The organism is Rhodococcus sp. CX (assembly GCF_015865005.1).
Lineage (GTDB): Bacteria > Actinomycetota > Actinomycetes > Mycobacteriales > Mycobacteriaceae > Rhodococcus.
Map to the genome: position 1 here is coordinate 1 of NZ_JADZGH010000109.1, position 15,982 is coordinate 15,982.

A 15,982-nucleotide genomic window follows, 5' to 3' on the forward strand; every position below is an offset into this window, starting at 1 on the left:
CGATCAGTTCGTTTGGTTCCGGCTCGTACACCATCCTGATGGACGCAACCGAGCCGAGCGCTTGCCGTTGGGCTGGGGGCCGCCGGAGCTGCCGAGGATGACCAGTTCCATGTTTCTTCCTTCGATGTGGAGTGTTGTGGGAGGACAGTCAGTGCGCCGCTGCGTGGGAGGGGCGGGCGGATGCGGTGTCTGTGTCGTGGCCGGTGTTGCGAGGGATGGCCAGCGAGGCGAGGAGGCTGAGGACAGAGATGACCAGCACGTATCCGGTGATCGACCACGACGAGCTGGTCGTGGCGAACAGAGTTGCGGCAATCAGTGGGGTGACTCCGCCACCGAGGAGCGAACCGATCTGGTATGCGACGGAGGTGCCGGAGTAACGGACGTCTACTGGAAAGAAGCTGGCGGTCAATGTCCCGATCGGGGCGTTGGTCATCGACAACACCAGTCCCATCGACAGCATGAAGACCAGGATCAACGGCTCGCTGCCGGTGTTGACCACCGGGAAGAACACCAGGCACCAGAGCAAGCGGATCACAGAGCCGTAGACGAAGAGCGAGCGCAATCCGAACCTGTCTGTGAGGCTGGCCCAGAACGGCACGGAGACAAGCCAGATCGCGGATCCGCCGATCACACAGGCCAGCATGAATGACTTGTCGAGGCCCTGGGTCTTGGCGCCATACGAGAGCACATACACCATGAAGATGTAGGCAGCTGTGCTGTTACCGACGATCACGAGAGTGGCGTGCAGGACAGACTTCCAATGCGCGGTGACCACGGTCGCCACCGGTGCTCGCTTCGGCTTGTCCTTCTTGGACATGGTCACGAACTCGGGGCTCTCCTGGATGTGGAGTCGAAGATACAGCCCAACAGCGACCAGAATGATGCTGAGAAGGAACGGAATTCGCCATCCCCACGTCGTGAAGCCCTCTTGGCCGATCAGGGCATTGGCGCCGAGGAAGGCGCCATTGGCGAGGATGAGGCCGGCCGGTGTGCCCAATTGTGGGAACGAGCCGTAGAATCCTCGCCGTGCCTTCGGTGCATGTTCGAGGGTGAGAACCACTGCACCACCCCATTCGCCGCCGAGGCCGATGCCCTGGACGAGTCGCAGTGTCACCAGCAGGATCGGTGCCCAGATACCGAATTGGGCATATGTGGGAAGTGCACCGATCAGCGTCGTTGCCACACCCATCAACAGCAGCGAGACGATAAGGGTGTTGCGGCGCCCGACCTTGTCCCCGAAGTGGCCGAAGATTACTCCGCCGAGCGGACGGGCGAGGAAACCTACTGTAAGAGTGCTGAATGCGGCGATCGTGCCGACAGTGGGGTTGAGCGCCGGAAAGAACTGTGCATCGAAGACCAGGGCGGCGGCGGTGCCGTAGAGAAAGAAGTCGTACCACTCGATGGTGGAGCCGATCGCGGAGGCCCACGCCACCTTTCGGATCGGCATCTTCTGCTGGACCTGTTCGGTAGTGCCGGCACTGGCACCCGATACCGAGGACATCTCATACACCTCCGTGGGACGACCACCATGTGGCCGTTGCTGTTCGTTGTGCCTTTGAGAATGCTGTCGGGTGGACGACGAAGCGAATGCGCATCTTGCTCACATGTATGCCGTCAGAGCATATCGACAGGTCAGGGCGCGGCTCAGCTGGCAGCCAAGCTCACGATTCGTCGAATGAGGCCGCGGTCGAGTCTGTTTCGGCGTAGTGCAACTCGGACCGGCATCGGCCCAACTCCTTTGTCGTGGTCAGCTACCGGCGAACGATCCGATATGCACAGTGGGTATAGCTCGGTGCGGAACATGCATTTGATCGGCGACAATTGCCCGGCAACAGTTGAGTGCATGACCGCACCAACTGCACCGACGGCGGAGACCGAGCGGTGGATCCGCAATTACGTCGACGGGCATTTCGTCGACCCCGACCCCGACCGCGGCTTCGCGAAGGCCGACCCGGCCACCGGACAGGTTTTCGCCCGCGTCCACGAGGCAGACGCATCGCTCGTCGACCGAGCCGTGACCGCCGCACGCCGAGCCCTCGACAGTGGTTGGGCAGAAACACCGGTGCGTGACCGCGCAGAACTGTTGCGCCGCGCTGCCGACCGCATCGAGGAGAGGTTCGAGGAGTTCGTCGCCGCGGAGATCGCAGACACCGGAAAGCCCATCACTCAGGCTCGCGAACTCGACGTTTCTCGGGCGCTGACCAATTTCCGGACCTTCGCCGACGTGGCAGCGGCCGCCGGTCAGGAATCGTTCATCACCGATCTCGCCGGTGGACGACAGGCCCTGAATTATGCGGTGCGCAAACCGCTCGGTGTCGTCGCTGTGATCGTGCCGTGGAACTTGCCGCTGCTGTTGCTGACCTGGAAGGTTGCACCGGCGTTGGCCTGTGGCAACGCGGTAATCGTCAAACCTAGCGAGGAAACACCGTCCACGGCGACTCTTCTCGCCGAGGTATTGGACGAGGTCGGTTTTCCCCGTGGGGTTTACAACGTCGTGCACGGATTCGGCGGCGACTCCGCGGGAGAATTCCTGACCAGGCATCCCGGGATCGACGGGGTAACATTCACCGGTTCTTCCGCTACCGGCTCGCAGGTGATGAAAACCGTTGCTCCGCAGGTGATTCCGGTATCGTTTGAGCTGGGCGGGAAAAACGCCGCCATAGTCTTCGACGACGTCGACCTCGACGAGGCGTTGACCGGGCTGACGAAATCGGTATTCACCAACACCGGGCAGGTGTGCCTGTGCACCGAACGGGTGTACGTGCAGCGGGGTATCTTCGATGAGCTCGCGGCCGGATTGGCCGAGCGGGCCGAACAGCTCCGGCTCGGCATGCCCACCGCGGCAGCCACTACCACCGGCCCCCTCATCTCACAGACGCATCGCGAGAAAGTGCTCGGCTACTTCGCACTTGCCGAGCAAGCAGGGGCGAAGACCCTCACGGGCGGTGGAATCCCCGACCTCGGGCCAGGGCTGGCCGGCGGTTCCTGGGTCGAGCCGACTCTGTGGACCGGCCTGACCAACACCGACCGGGTGGTGCGCGAGGAAATCTTCGGTCCGGTGGCGGCGCTCATCCCGTTCGACACCGAAGAGGAAGCGATCGCGCTGGCCAACGACTCGAAATATGGTCTCGCAGCCTCGGTGTGGACCGACGACCTCCGCCGTGGGCACCGGGTCGCGCAGAAGATGCGCGTCGGGATCTCCTGGGTCAACACCTGGTTCACCCGCGAACTTCGCTCGCCGTTCGGCGGAATCGGTCTGTCCGGTGTCGGTCGAGAGGGCGGCGAGTCGTCCCTCCATTTCTACACCGAACCGACGAATGTGTGTGTGCAGCTGTGACTATGGCAAGGGGATTCGATACAACCGTCGAGGTCGCGGCCAGGCGCCTGATCGAGGCGCGGACGCCACCGGCACCAGTGCGAGAGTTCCTGGGTAAGACAGCGGTAGCCGGATTCTTCGAGGTGCCATCGGTAAATCTCGACGAACACATCGCGCTGGGTCTGCTGTCGCAGAATTCGGCCGACTCGACAGGTGGTGAGGCGTAATGCTGCTCGACATGATCGATACCGACCGGCTCATCGATCGACTCGATTGCGCTCAGCAAACGGTGAGCGACACGCGGAGTCTCGCGGACAGTCACGAGATCGACATCGATGATGCTTACCGAATCCAGAACGGCGTGGTCAGCCGCCGTCTCGGTAGAGGAGAGTCGATTATTGGAGTAAAGCTGGGGTTCACCAGTAAGGCGAAGATGGCACAGATGGGTATCTCCGACGTCATCGTTGGACAGCTGACCGATGCCATGCAGATCGGCGATGGCGATGACGTCGACCTGGCCCGATTCATCCACCCGAAGATCGAACCCGAGATCGCCTATCGGCTCGCTCGCGATGTCGATCTGGCCGATCCGTCCGTAGACATCGAGTCCTGCGTGGACGCTGTCGCCCCGGCCATGGAGATTATCGATTCGCGATACCGGGACTTTCGCTTCACCTACACCGACGTGGTGGCGGACAACACCTCCGCCGCCGGCTTCGCGATCGGGCAGTGGCGGCCGATCGAGGAGGTCAACAACCGTACAGTGCGCCTCGAAATGGGAGAGCGCATCGCGCTGGGTTCCACCGCGGCCATTCTGGGAAATCCGGTCCGGGCCCTGCATGCGCTGGTCGACATGGCCAGGCGCCGGACGATCGCGCTGCGAGCAGGCCAGGTGATCCTGGCCGGGGCGGCCGCCGCGGCTGTCCCGATGACCGCCGATACCGCAATGTGTCACATCGTCGGCCTCGGTGGTGTCAGCGTGAAAGGAACGAAATGACCAGTGCCAAGGTAATCGACCGGTTGGCCGCCCCGCGAGGCCGGTTTCCGCACGTCAAGGTTGTCGGCGATTTCGTCTACGTCTCCGGTACCAGTTCGCGGCGACCCGACAATACGTTCGTCGGCGTCGAGGTCGATGAGATGGGAACCACGACCCTCGATATCCGGGCCCAGACACGTGCAGTCATCGAAACCATACGTGCCATCTTGAAGGAGATGGGTGGCGAACTGTCCGATCTGGTCCAGGTCACCTCGTATCTGGTCTCGATGAACGACTTTGCCGGCTACAACGAGGTTTATGCCGAATTGTTCGATGAGACCGGGCCAACGCGTACCACCGTGGCCGTTCACCAACTACCGCACCCGCATCTGCTCATCGAGATGCAAGGTGTCGCCTACGTGCCGGCCGATCGTCAACAGAACCGAATCATGGAGATCACGTCATGAGCAGTATCCCGAAGACCATCAATCTCGAGAAGTGGATCGCCGAGCATGATCACCTACTGAAACCGCCGGTGAACAACCAGACCATGGCAATGGGCAGCGATCTCATTATCCAGATCGTCGGCGGGCCGAACCAGCGCACCGACTACCATCTCGATCCGTACGAGGAGTGGTTCTATCAGCTCAGAGGCGACATCCATGTGAACGTCATGACCGATAGTGGACCGGAGACCGTGCACATCCGCGAAGGCGAAACATGGCTTCTGCCAGGAAATCTGCCGCACTCACCGCAGCGTCCGGATACAGGATCGATCGGGTTGGTCATCGAGCGAGTTCGACAGGAAGGCACCCTCGAAAAGTTTCAGTGGTACTGCCTCGAATGCAACGCGCTGATCCATGAGGTTGAACTGCAGGTCCGGAACCTCGTCGAGGACCTTCCGCCTGTCTTCACCGAGTTCTACGACGACGAACAAGCACGAGTCTGCGCCAATTGCGGTGCTCGGCATCCCGGGAAAGGCTGATCATGAGCGGAATGATCGACGTCCATACCCATTTCGTGCCGAAGGGGTGGGGAGATCTCACCGCAGATGCGGGACCGGATGCGCCTTGGTTGCGGATCGAGTCGGAGACCGACGCAATGATCATGATGGGCACCAGAGAGTTTCGGCGGATTCAGGACGATTGCTGGAGCGCGCACACGCGGCTGCGGGACATGGACGCCGACGGGGTGCAGGCGCAGGTGGTCTCGCCGACCCCGGTGTTCTTCAACTACGGCCGTAGCGGCGAGGAAGCGACCCGGATCGCTCGGATCTTCAATGACCTGGCACTCGATATCATCGCTCCCGCCGCGGACAGGCTGATTCCCTTCTGTCAGGTGCCTTTGCAGGACCCGGACGCTGCCTGCCGTGAACTTGAACGCTGCGTCGAGAACGGCCATCGCGGGGTGGAAATCGGAAACCACGTGGGCGACCTCGATCTCGACAGCGCTGGGGTGGTCACCTTCCTGCAACACTGCGCCGCGCTGGACGTGCCCGTCTTCGTCCATCCCTGGGACATGAGCAACTCCCCACGTCTCGATAGGTGGATGGCCCAGTGGCTCACCGCGATGCCCGCCGAAACGCACCTGTCCATCCTGGCATTGATTCTCGGTGGTGTATTCGACAAGATCGATGATCGGTTGAAGATCTGCTTCGCGCACGGAGGCGGATCGTTCGCGTTCTGGCTCGGCCGGATGGAGAATGCGTGGCACCGTCGGAACGACATCATCGGAACCTCAGACTTCCCGCCCTCGCATTACCTCGGTCGCTTCTACGTCGATTCCGTCGTCTTCGACGAACGGGCACTGCGGTTGCTCGTCGACACCGTCGGAGCGGACCGGGTCATGGTCGGCAGCGACTACCCGTATCCTTTGGGTGAACGCCCGGTAGGCGAGGTGGTGCGCAAGAGCGAGTTCCTCACTTCTGCTGTGCGCCAGCAGATCTCGCGTGGAAATGCTGAGAACTTCCTCGGCCTTGTCTAGCCCGGAGTATCGGTAGGGGGGGTCATCTCGGCGGCAACCTGCTGCATCTTCTCGACCAGTGAGTCGGCCGAGGGGTTCAGCGTGCGCGTTGCCGCCAAGGTGACCCCTACGCTGTGCCCGACGAAATCCAGGGGAACCGGCAGCCGGGTGATCCTGGGGTCATCCTGAACGATCAAACTCGGCAGCGCTGCGAGTACATCTGTATCGAGCAGAAGTTGGCGGATCGTCAGGAAGGACGTGGTCTCCACGCGATTGGGAGGCAGCGGCATCGCATGGCGTGCGAAGAACTCCTCGAGTTCGCGCCGCAACGCGGTTTCAACCCCAGGAAGAATCCACGGATAGTCGGACAACTCGGGCAGAGCAAGGTCGGAGCGGCCCATGAGGGGATGCGAAGACCGAGCGACGATGTCGATGGACTCGTCGTAGAGCTTGCGGCGCACCGCATTTTCATCCGACGGTGCAGTGAGTCTCCCCACGATAAGATCGATCCTTCCGGCCTCGAGTTCAACCAATAGGGCGGTCGGTGTGCCTTCCCTGACTACGACATTGAGGAAGGGATTCTCCGCCTTGATCGCTGCAATAGACCGTGGGAGAAGTACATTCGAACCGGCAAGATGAGTCCCGACGACCACGGTGCCGCGGCTGGCGTCCGCGAGCTCAGCCACGTGACGTCCGGCCTGCGTCAACTGGGCGAGCACGGCACGCGCGTGCCCCGTGAAGGCCTCACCGAATACGGTGGCGGTGACGCCACGGGGACCGCGGACAAACAGAGGCACGCCGAGGATGTCCTCGAGTTCGTGGAGGCTGCGGGTCGCGACCGGCTGGGTTATGTGAAGTTCCGCCGCTGCTGCGACCACACTGCCCTGACGACTGAGCGCATCGACCAGGACCAGATGACGCAGTTTGAGTCGGCCATCCAGCAATCGAGGCGTTTTCACCGGCAAATTCTATCGGCAGGATCCCCAGCCGTGTCGCCTCTCAACAGGGCATCACTGAAAGCGAAAATGGCTATCAAATTGCTACGACGAACACCCGCAGCCGACGAATGCGAGCCGGACTATCGGTTCACCCTCGCCAATGAGCGGACCTTCCTGGCCTGGATTCGCACCGCCCTCGGGCTCCTGGCTGGGGGAGTCGCAGTCGACCGTCTCGGAGCATCGCCCCGGGAGGGCGAAGGATCCAACCTACTGGTGTTGGGCTGCATAGTGTTCGCGATCGCTGTTGCGGGAGGTGCATACTTCCGGTGGGCCTCGGTACGGCGTGCAATGAGGCGTGATTCACCCCTCCCCGGTTCGCTGCTGGTTCCGGTCCTGGCTGGGGGTGTCGGCGTTATCGCTGTGGTCGTGAGTGTCACGACCCTGTTCTCATGATCGATTCATCGAGCCGCGATCCGGCGTTGCAGGCTGAGCGCACCGCGTTGTCCTGGCGGCGAACATCGTTCTCGGCACTCTGCGTAACCGTCTTGTTGCTGCATGAGCCGGCGGAGCGGGGTGGGGGTACTGCGGTAGCGGTGCTGGCGTCCGCGTTGATGACCATGCTCGTGTGCGTTGTCGGCTGGCGTCGCGACCGCACCCTTGGAAATGAAGACGCACTACACAATGGAATCGAAGGTCTCGGAATGGTGCCTGTTGCGTCGGTTTCGGTTGCAATAGTGCTGGGTGGGGTGGCTGCGGCCATTGCCGACTACTGAATCTCCTGGTGTCCATGAGGGAAGCACCCCTCTGATGGACGCAAAGTGACGACCATGGTTCCCTCGCGACGAGTTTCCCGGGCGACGATCTCTGAACCACCGGATGCCGCTACGTCCTGCACGGGGATCATCGAGATCGATCAGAGCAGGTGCCCATGCACGTTGACGATCAGATACCGATCGTGTCCGAGGCGTCCTCGTCTTCAGGAACCGAAACGATCGGTATCGGGTCCACCACCGTAGGCGTCTGTATGAAGTTCCCCTCACGGGGGTAGCCGCAGCGGTACCTTCCTCCAAGAGAGGAGTTGCCATGACTCAGGTCGGCGGCGCACGCAGGAGCGGACTCTTCCGCACCAAATCGGTCGAGCAGTCCATTCGCGACACCGACGAACCGGATTCGAAGCTCCGAAAAGACCTCACCGCGTGGGATCTGATCGTCTTCGGTGTTGCCGTTGTCATCGGTGCCGGTATCTTCACCTTGACGGCCCGGACCGCCGGTAATGTCGCGGGCCCGTCGGTGTCCCTCGCCTTCGTGTTCGCCGCGATCGCGTGCGCCCTCGCCGCCCTGTGCTACGCCGAGTTCGCGTCGACGGTGCCGGTCGCCGGTAGCGCCTACACGTACTCGTTCGCGACGTTCGGCGAGTTCATCGCGTGGATCATCGGCTGGGACCTCATCCTCGAGTTCGCGCTGGCCGCGGCGGTCGTCGCCAAGGGCTGGTCGCTGTATCTCGGTGAGGTGATCGGCGGACTGTCGTCGTCCTTCATGCTCGGGTCGGTGAAGGTGGACTGGGGCGCCGTCCTCATCACCGTCGTCATCGGCGTGCTCATCGCGACCGGCACGAAACTGTCGTCGCGGGTGTCGCTGGTGATCACCTCCATCAAGATCGCGGTCGTGATCTTCGTCGTCGTCCTCGGCGCGTTCTACATCCAGGCGGACAACTACTCGCCGTTCATTCCGCCGTCGGAGGCGGGCGACACCGGTGAGGGTCTGCACCAGTCGCTGTTCTCGTTCTTCACCGGCGCCGGCGGCAGCACGTTCGGGTGGTACGGCCTGCTCGCCGCGGCCAGCCTGGTGTTCTTCGCGTTCATCGGGTTCGACGTCGTCGCGACGACCGCGGAGGAGACCCGGAACCCGCAGAAGGCGGTGCCGATCGGCATCCTCGGCTCGCTCGCGATCGTCACCGTCCTGTACGTCGCGGTCAGTCTCGTCCTCACCGGCATGGTGAACTACACCGAACTCGCCGGGGACGAGTCGACCCTGGCGACGGCGTTCGCGCTCAACGGCATGGACTGGGCGAAGAACCTCATCTCCATCGGCGCTCTCGCCGGCCTGACCACCGTCGTCATGGTGCTCATGCTGGGGCAGACGCGCGTGCTCTTCGCGATGGCCCGCGACGGCCTCATGCCCCGACGTCTCTCGCACACCGGCCGCCACGGCACCCCGGTCCGCACGACCGTCGTCGTGACGGTGGTCGTCGCGATCCTTGCCGGCCTGATTCCGCTGGGCACCCTCGAGGAGATGGTGAACATCGGCACGCTGTTCGCGTTCGTCCTGGTCTCGATCGGCGTGATCCTGCTGCGGCGCATGCGTCCGGACCTCGAACGCGGATTCCGGGTTCCCTTCGTGCCCGTGGTGCCGATCCTCTCGGTGCTCGCGTGCGTGTGGCTGATGATCAACCTGTCGGTGGAGACGTGGCTGCGGTTCGTGGTGTGGATGGTCATCGGCGTCGTCGTCTACTTCACCTACAGCCGGAATCATTCGGTTCTCGCGAGACAGAACGCGGACGGATCACCGACGTCCTCGCCTTGACCGGAACGGGCAGGGCGAAGGTGCGAATCGAATATTCCCGAGCATCCGACCGGAGGCCACGATGCCGCAGCGTCTGAGAATCGACCGGGGTTTCACCATCGGGGCGGGGGCCGTTCAGTGCTGGTCGTGGAACTGGCACGGCGAACCCGACGCCGATCGCGGGCCCGTCCTCTTCATCGCGGATCCGAAGGACGTCCCGCCCCAGCGCGTCGTGCTGGTGACCTACGACATCGCCAAGTGCCGGGCCGGCCCGAACGAGCTGCATCCGTCGGAAGTGTTCTACGAGTTCAAGATCCGGAACGACAGCAACATCACCGTGGCGTTCCGGCTGGAGATCGTCCTGCTCGACGACATTCCGGTCCGTGACACGACATGAGACGACACGAGAACGGAACCGCCATGAAGCTCACCGTCATCGTCGGTCCCGACGGCCAGGTGATCGGGACCGCCCACCACATCGACAGCGAGGAAGGCTCCGGGAGCGGTGGCCCGATCGCGGGTCCCGGTCAGTCGGTGCTCCTCATCGACGTGCCCCCGGACGTCGAGAACGTCCACGACGTCGACGAGCTGTACCGGTCGCTCGAACGCATCATCCGGTCCGGCACCCCCAAGTAACCCACCTGCACGTCAGCCGAGCTGCTCGAACGTCAGCGGAGCTGCTCGAACAGGGACACGATGATCCCGTCGGGTCCCCGCACGTAGGCCATGCGCACGCTGTTCTCGTACGTGCCGATGCCGCCGACGAGTCCGTACCCGTCCATGGCCATCGCGTCGAGGGCCGCCTGCAGGTCACCGACCTCGAAGGACACGTTGCGCAGCCCGAGTTCGTTGGGCATCGCCGTCGGCGATCCGGGCACGTGGTCGGGCGTGACGAAGGCCGAGAGCTCGAGCCGGCACCCGCCGTCCGGCGGCCGCAGCATCACGATGTTGCAGTGCGTGCCGGGAAGGCCGCAGACGGTCTCCGGGAACTCGCCCTCCACGGATCCGGTGCCCTCCACCTCGAATCCCAGTTTCACGAAGAATGCCGTCGCTGCGTCCAGGTCCGAGACGGTGATGCCGACGTGGTCGAAACGTCGTACGTGTGCCTGTCGTACGTGTGTCATGGGAACCATCCTCCGAAGTTGTTTCGCCGATTCGATTCTGGGACGGAGCCGCGGCCCGGATCTCGACACGGCCCGAGAATCCGGAAGCTGACACCGCGCGCGGAACCTGCGAACCGCCGACACCGCAATTAGGGTCGTGGCCATGCGCAAACTCTGGTGGTCCCTCGCGGCGGTCGTCGTGATCGTGCTGCTCGGTTTCTTCGTCGCTCCGTGGGTGTACGGGACGTTCGTTGCGGAGGACGACGCGCCCGCCGCGGCGGTGTCGACGTCCGGCGCGGAGGCCGCGACCGGCGACCTCGAGGGTTCCTGGACGATCACGCCCGGCTCGGAGGTCAATCGCACGGCCGCCGGGTACACCGTGCACGAGATTCTGCGCGGCGCCGACGTCACCGTCGTCGGCAGCACCGACCAGGTCACCGGATCCGCGACGATCGAGGCCGACAAGCTCACCGCCGCGGAGGTGACCGTGCAGGTCGCCGGGATCACCACCGACAGTTCGCAGCGCGACGGCCAGTTCCGGGGCCGGGTCATGAACACCGAAACCTATCCGACCGCCACGTTCGTCCTCGCCGAACCGGTGGACCTGTCGGGACTGCCGACCGACGGGACGACGGCGACGCTGCCGGTCGCCGGGACGCTCACCCTGAAGGATCGGTCGCTGCCGGTGACCGTGGACGTCGAGGTGCTGCGCTCGGGCGCCGACCTCGTGGCCTCGGGCAGTGTCCCGGTGGTCTGGTCGGACTTCGGGGTCGAGGCGCCGAGCCTCGGATTCGTCACCGTCGACGACCGCGGCAGCGTCGACTTCCTGGTCAGCTTCGCGAAGAACTGACCGCCGCGGACCGGTCGGCCGGTGCCCAACCGGGCGGCCCGAACACGTAGCCGAGTTTGTCGCGCCACGACGACGCGGACCGCCAGTCCCGCGTGATCGCCCGGTACTCGTGGGTCTGCAGATCCCAGATGTTGTAGGTGCCCACCGGCTTGGTGAGCCCGTAGGTGGGCCGGTGGGTTTCGGGCCGGAACGTGCCGAACATGCGGTCCCACACGATGAACATGCCCGCGTAGTTGCGGTCCAGGTATTCGGGATCGCACCCGTGGTGCACCCGGTGGTGCGACGGTGTGTTGAACACGAACTCGATCGGGCGGGGGAGCGTCCCGACCCGCTCGGTGTGGACGAAGAACTGGTAGACGAGGTTGACGGAGAACCCGACGAACACCATCCACGGGGGAATGCCGAGCAGCGGCAACGGGATCCACATGAGGATCTCGCCGCTGTTGTTCCACTTCTGACGCAGCGCGGTCGCGAAGTTGAAGTATTCGCTCGAGTGATGCGCCTGATGGGTGGCCCAGACGATGCGGACCCGGTGCGCGATGCGGTGGTACCAGTAGAACAGCAGGTCGACGCCGACGAGCAGGATCACCCACGTGTACCAGGCGTCGGCGGGCAGGTGCCAGGGCGCCACGTACACCCAGATCGCCGCGTAGCCGACGAGCGCGACGACCTTCCACACCGCGCTGGTCGCGATGGACACCAGCCCCATCGACAGGCTCGCGCGCGCGTCACGGAACTCGTAGCCGCCGCGCGGCGGGCGGGTCCTGCCGTCCGCGCCGGGTTCGACGTGTTCGAGGGTGCGGGCGGCGGTCCACTCGAGGATCAGGAACAGCAGGAACGCCGGGATCGCGAGCGCCACCGGATCCTGTAGCGGCTCGAGCAGCGAACCCCACGAGTGGACCACGGTCTCCCACATGTCGCCCTCCGGTGTCGTGCGGACAGGCATTCAATCTACCGAAATGTGTCAGGGGTCACTCCGGGTGGTTCCGGGGCCGCGACCCCGACCGTCCGGTCCTGGCATACTTTCCCCCTGGTCGGATAGGAAATCCGGTGGCGTCCGCGAGGGGAACGGCGAGGAGGGGCGGCAGTGCACATCACCGCGAGGGTGGATTACGCCGTGCGCACGTTGCTCGAGCTGGCGGCCGCGGGCGACGCCCCGGCCAAGGCCGAGGGGCTGGCGAAGTCGCAGCACATCCCGCACAAGTTCCTCGAAGCGGTGCTGGCGGATCTGCGGCGCGGCGGTCTGGTGCGCAGTCGCCGCGGACCGGAAGGCGGCTACTGGCTCGCGCGGCCGGCCGACGAGATCTCCGTCGCGGACATCATCCGCACGGTCGAGGGCCCGCTGGCGTCGGTGCGGGGGGAGCGACCCGAGGACGTCGTGTACACGGGCCCGGCGGAGAGGCTGCGGGATGTGTGGATCGCGCTCCGGGTGAACCTGCGCGCGGTCCTCGAGGAGGTCACGCTCGCCGACATCGTCGATGACGACCTGCCCGGCTTCGTCTCCGAGCTCATCGCCGATCCGGGAGCGTGGACCCGCCGCGAGGTGTGATCTACCGCCTGGCTGCCCGGCGAGTGTGGGCAACCACATAAAACTGCACGAGTCTGCAAAGTTACAGAGTTCTGCAAGTTCTGTACGTTGGACGACGTGACCGAACTCGGACTGCGCGACCGCAAGAAGGCTGCCACCAGGGCTGCCCTCGGCGCCGCCGCAGCCCGTCTCGCCCGGGCTCGGGGCATCGAGGCCGTCACCGCCGACGCGATCGCCGCCGAAGCCGGCGTCTCCACCCGCACCTTCCACAACTATTTCGCCAGCAAAGAGGAAGCGGTCCTCGAGCACCTCGACGCTCTGCTGCAGAACTGGCTCCAGCGGCTGCGCGACCGGCCGTCGGACGAACACGTGTGGGATGCGATCGAGGCGGCGGCACTGGAGGTCGTTGCCGAGATCGACGACTTCGACGAGCTGTGCGCGATGTTCGAACTCGTCGAGCAGAGCCCGTCTCTCGTCTCGCGCAGCATCGAGCTGCAGACGCGGACGGGACCGCTGCTGGTCGAGGCGATTGCCGAACGCAGCGGACACGACTCCGGCACCGACATCTACCCCGTGCTGCTCAACTACTGCGCAGCGGCCGCGATCCGTGCGGCCATCGACCTGTGGATCGCCGGAACCTCCGGCGCGCAATCCCCCGAAGACCTCATCCGCGCCGCGTTCGCGCAATTGCGGCAAGGAATCTCGTAGTCGGCTTTCCGCCTGCGACACATCCGAAGAAAGGCGCCTTGTGGCTACCTACCTGTATCGGATCGGCAGATTCGCCTACCGGCGGAAAGGCACGGTCCTGTCCCTCTGGATCGCGATCCTCGTCCTGTTCGGCGTGGGTGCGGCGACCCTGTCCGGACCCACCACCGACTCGTTCTCCATCCCGGGCACCCCGGCGCAGCAGACGCAGGACCTGATGGCCGAGCGTTTCCCGAACGCCGACGACCCGATGAACGCGCTCAGCGCGCGTTACGTGTTCGCCGCGCCGGACGGGCAGACCCTCGACGAGCCGCAGAACATGGCGGCGATGAACGAGGTGCTCGCCGCGGTCCGCGGGATCGACCGCGTCGCACCCGGCGCCAAGGTCGACCCGGTCGCCGCAACCCCCGAGCAGCAGCCCGCGCTCCTCGTCGACCCGGTCACCGCGAACGCGGGCCTCGTCGAGCAGATGAAGGCCGCGGCCCGGCAGCAGGGCGGCACCGAGGAAGCCGCGCTCGCCGACGCCGCCGCGCTGTCACCGCTCAGCCTCGATCGCACCGTCGGGTACGTCACCGTCCCGTTCCAGGGCAGCATCACCGACGTCGACACCGCGCTGACGGACCAGATCGCCGCTGCCGCCGACATCGGCCGGTCTGCCGGCCTGAACGTGCAGGTCAGCGGCACCGCCGCAGCCGAAGCCGAAATGCCCGGTGGACTCACCGAGCTCATCGGCATGGGCGTCGCCGCGGTCGTCCTCGCCCTGACGTTCGGTTCGCTCGTCGCCGCCGGTCTGCCGCTGATCTCCGCGGTCATCGGCGTCGGCATCGGCAGCCTCGGCATCACCATCGCCACCGGCTTCGCCGACCTGAGCTCGATGACCCCGACGCTCGCCATCATGATCGGCCTGGCCGTCGCCATCGACTACTCGCTGTTCATCGTCTCCCGGTTCCGCCACGAGATCACCGTCACCGCCGACCGCGCCGAAGCGGCCGGACGCGCGGTCGGCACCGCGGGATCCGCCGTGGTGTTCGCCGGCCTCACCGTGATCGTCGCCCTGGTCGCGCTCAGCGTCGTCGGTATCCCGTTCCTGTCCGCCATGGGCTACGCCGCAGCGTTCACCGTGTTCATCGCCGTGCTCATCGCCATCACCCTGTTGCCGGCGATCCTGGGCCTGTTCGGCAACAAGGCATTCGCGGGACGCGTCCCCGGTGTGAAGGCGAACGATCCGGAAGCGGACACCGACAAGCCGGGTGCCGCCCAGCGCTACATCGGCTGGGTCACCCGCAAGCCGCTGATTCCGCTCGTCGCCGGGATCCTGATCCTCGGTATCGCTGCCCTCCCGGCACTGAACCTGCGCCTCGCGCTGCCCACCGAGGCCACCGGCGATCCGCAGACCAGCTCCCGCCAGGCCTACGACCTCGTCGACGAGGCGTTCGGGCCCGGCCGCAACGGCCCGCTGCTCGTCGTCGCCGATGCGCGCGAGGCGAACATGTCGGCGCCCGCCGCGTTCGGTGCGGTCGTGCAGGACCTGTACGAGCACGACGAGGTGGTCAACGCGCAGATCGTCGCCGTGAACGAGGCCGGCGACACCGCGCAGATCATGGTCACGCCGAAGTCCGGCCCCAGCGAGGCCGCCACCATGGATCTCGTCGCCGACCTGCGCGCCGGCGAGGCGGATCTCGAGGCCCGCACCGGCATCTCCTACGGCATCACCGGACAGACCGCCCTCGAAGGCGATGTCTCCGAGACCCTGCAGAGCGCCCTCGTCCCGTACCTCGCCGTCGTGGTCGGACTCGCGTTCATCCTGCTGATGCTCGTCTTCCGGTCGATCCTGGTGCCGCTCACCGCGACGCTCGGCTTCCTGCTCAGCGTCCTGGCGACCTTCGGTGCGACCGTCGCGATCTTCCAGGAAGGCTGGGGCGGTCTGATCTCGAACCCGCAGCCGCTGGTCAGCTTCATGCCGATCTTCCTGATCGGCGTAGTGTTCGGCCTGGCGATGGACTACCAGGTCTTCCTGGTCACCCGCATGCGCGAGGACTACG

Annotated in this window: 18 protein-coding genes; 14 read left to right on the forward strand and 4 right to left on the reverse strand. The window is 64.8% G+C overall.

Going from position 1 to position 15,982, the window contains the following annotated elements:
• Positions 1–148: 148 nt before the first annotated feature.
• On the reverse strand, positions 149–1,501 hold the full coding sequence (locus tag I0Q12_RS11775) for an MFS transporter (RefSeq protein WP_231610474.1): 1,353 nt from the start codon (positions 1,499–1,501) through the stop codon (positions 149–151).
• A 342-nt stretch (positions 1,502–1,843) separates the two neighbouring features.
• On the opposite strand from I0Q12_RS11775, the gene I0Q12_RS11780 reads away from it, so the two are divergent.
• The 5 genes from I0Q12_RS11780 (at position 1,844) to I0Q12_RS11800 (ending at position 6,275) form a co-directional block, all read left to right on the forward strand.
• Positions 1,844–3,337 (forward strand): 2-hydroxymuconic semialdehyde dehydrogenase, encoded by a 1,494-nt coding sequence (locus I0Q12_RS11780; protein ID WP_197252138.1) that lies wholly within the window; start codon positions 1,844–1,846, stop codon positions 3,335–3,337.
• Positions 3,338–3,542: 205 nt separating this feature from the next.
• The gene (locus I0Q12_RS11785) at positions 3,543–4,313 is read left to right on the forward strand and encodes a 2-keto-4-pentenoate hydratase (RefSeq protein ID WP_197252091.1); all 771 of its coding nucleotides are present in this window, start codon (positions 3,543–3,545) and stop codon (positions 4,311–4,313) included.
• Positions 4,310–4,759 (forward strand): RidA family protein, encoded by a 450-nt coding sequence (locus I0Q12_RS11790; RefSeq protein WP_197252092.1) that lies wholly within the window; start codon positions 4,310–4,312, stop codon positions 4,757–4,759. The genes I0Q12_RS11785 and I0Q12_RS11790 overlap by 4 nt, the downstream gene beginning before the upstream one ends.
• On the forward strand, positions 4,756–5,277 hold the full coding sequence (locus I0Q12_RS11795) for a 3-hydroxyanthranilate 3,4-dioxygenase (protein ID WP_197252093.1): 522 nt from the start codon (positions 4,756–4,758) through the stop codon (positions 5,275–5,277). Before I0Q12_RS11790 ends, I0Q12_RS11795 begins: the two co-directional genes overlap by 4 nt.
• 2 nt (positions 5,278–5,279) lie before the next feature.
• Positions 5,280–6,275 (forward strand): amidohydrolase family protein, encoded by a 996-nt coding sequence (locus tag I0Q12_RS11800; protein ID WP_197252094.1) that lies wholly within the window; start codon positions 5,280–5,282, stop codon positions 6,273–6,275.
• Here the strand turns inward: I0Q12_RS11800 and I0Q12_RS11805 are convergent.
• A complete protein-coding gene (locus I0Q12_RS11805; RefSeq protein ID WP_197252095.1) occupies positions 6,272–7,213 on the reverse strand; it encodes a LysR substrate-binding domain-containing protein in 942 nt (313 codons plus the stop codon). The two genes, I0Q12_RS11800 and I0Q12_RS11805, sit on opposite strands and share 4 nt — an antisense overlap.
• Before the next feature lie 66 nt (positions 7,214–7,279).
• Here I0Q12_RS11805 and I0Q12_RS11810 point away from each other — a divergent pair, with 66 nt between their 5' ends.
• From I0Q12_RS11810 to I0Q12_RS11830, 5 genes are all read left to right on the forward strand, one after another.
• The gene (locus I0Q12_RS11810) at positions 7,280–7,645 is read left to right on the forward strand and encodes a YidH family protein (protein ID WP_197252139.1); all 366 of its coding nucleotides are present in this window, start codon (positions 7,280–7,282) and stop codon (positions 7,643–7,645) included.
• Positions 7,642–7,965, forward strand: a complete 324-nt coding sequence (locus I0Q12_RS11815) for a DUF202 domain-containing protein (RefSeq protein ID WP_197252096.1) — start codon at positions 7,642–7,644, stop codon at positions 7,963–7,965. The genes I0Q12_RS11810 and I0Q12_RS11815 overlap by 4 nt, the downstream gene beginning before the upstream one ends.
• Before the next feature lie 310 nt (positions 7,966–8,275).
• On the forward strand, positions 8,276–9,775 hold the full coding sequence (locus tag I0Q12_RS11820) for an amino acid permease (RefSeq protein WP_197252097.1): 1,500 nt from the start codon (positions 8,276–8,278) through the stop codon (positions 9,773–9,775).
• A gap of 61 nt (positions 9,776–9,836) precedes the next feature.
• Positions 9,837–10,151: a hypothetical protein gene (locus I0Q12_RS11825; RefSeq protein ID WP_197252098.1), complete on the forward strand. Its 315-nt coding sequence runs from the start codon at positions 9,837–9,839 to the stop codon at positions 10,149–10,151.
• A gap of 23 nt (positions 10,152–10,174) precedes the next feature.
• Positions 10,175–10,390: a hypothetical protein gene (locus I0Q12_RS11830; RefSeq protein WP_197252099.1), complete on the forward strand. Its 216-nt coding sequence runs from the start codon at positions 10,175–10,177 to the stop codon at positions 10,388–10,390.
• A 32-nt stretch (positions 10,391–10,422) separates the two neighbouring features.
• On the opposite strand, the gene I0Q12_RS11835 is transcribed toward I0Q12_RS11830, so the two are convergent.
• Complete coding sequence (locus I0Q12_RS11835; protein ID WP_197252100.1) at positions 10,423–10,887, reverse strand: VOC family protein; 465 nt, start codon at positions 10,885–10,887, stop codon at positions 10,423–10,425.
• Positions 10,888–11,020: 133 nt separating this feature from the next.
• On the opposite strand from I0Q12_RS11835, the gene I0Q12_RS11840 reads away from it, so the two are divergent.
• Positions 11,021–11,707, forward strand: coding sequence for a YceI family protein (locus tag I0Q12_RS11840; RefSeq protein ID WP_197252101.1), 687 nt, complete (start codon positions 11,021–11,023; stop codon positions 11,705–11,707).
• Here I0Q12_RS11840 and I0Q12_RS11845 read toward each other — a convergent pair.
• A complete protein-coding gene (locus tag I0Q12_RS11845; RefSeq protein ID WP_197252140.1) occupies positions 11,688–12,623 on the reverse strand; it encodes a sterol desaturase family protein in 936 nt (311 codons plus the stop codon). The two genes, I0Q12_RS11840 and I0Q12_RS11845, sit on opposite strands and share 20 nt — an antisense overlap.
• Positions 12,624–12,794: 171 nt before the next feature.
• Here I0Q12_RS11845 and I0Q12_RS11850 point away from each other — a divergent pair, with 171 nt between their 5' ends.
• The 3 genes from I0Q12_RS11850 to I0Q12_RS11860 all read left to right on the forward strand — a co-directional run.
• Positions 12,795–13,256, forward strand: coding sequence for an Rrf2 family transcriptional regulator (locus I0Q12_RS11850; protein ID WP_197252102.1), 462 nt, complete (start codon positions 12,795–12,797; stop codon positions 13,254–13,256).
• 87 nt (positions 13,257–13,343) lie between these two features.
• Positions 13,344–13,943 (forward strand): TetR/AcrR family transcriptional regulator, encoded by a 600-nt coding sequence (locus I0Q12_RS11855; protein WP_197252103.1) that lies wholly within the window; start codon positions 13,344–13,346, stop codon positions 13,941–13,943.
• Between the two features lie 40 nt (positions 13,944–13,983).
• Positions 13,984–15,982 (forward strand): MMPL family transporter (locus tag I0Q12_RS11860; protein WP_197252104.1); only part of this gene is annotated, 1,999 nt, incomplete at its 3' end.